The 274-nt window shown below is 66.4% G+C and carries 1 protein-coding gene; it reads right to left on the reverse strand.

Annotation, left to right across the window (positions count from 1 at the left end):
* Positions 1-263 (reverse strand): hypothetical protein (locus CVH10_RS20400; protein ID WP_219924899.1); only part of this gene is annotated, 263 nt, incomplete at its 3' end.
* Between the last annotated feature and the right edge of the window lie 11 nt (positions 264-274).

The raw sequence follows: 274 nt of genomic DNA on the forward strand, positions 1-274 counted from the left end.
GCCTTGCGGTTGGCCAGGTTGGTCAGGGCGTCGGTCATGGCGTCGCGACGAACCTGCTCCAGGTTTTCGCGCAGGCGGATGACCTCCTTGTTCGACTTCTCCAGCCGCTTTTCCAGAATCGCCGTCTCGCGGCGCACCCGTTTGGTCGCCGTGGAGAGGCCGCCGACCAGGGACTTCAACGCCGACGCATCCTCGGCGTTCTCCATGGTGTGCGAGGCGTCGGCCAGGGTCTCGCCGTAGTCGGCCTGGGTCTTGTGGGCCATGGCGATGGCGT

It is taken from the genome of Halomonas sp. ND22Bw (assembly GCF_003011945.1).
Taxonomy (GTDB): Bacteria; Pseudomonadota; Gammaproteobacteria; order Pseudomonadales; family Halomonadaceae; genus Halomonas; species Halomonas halophila.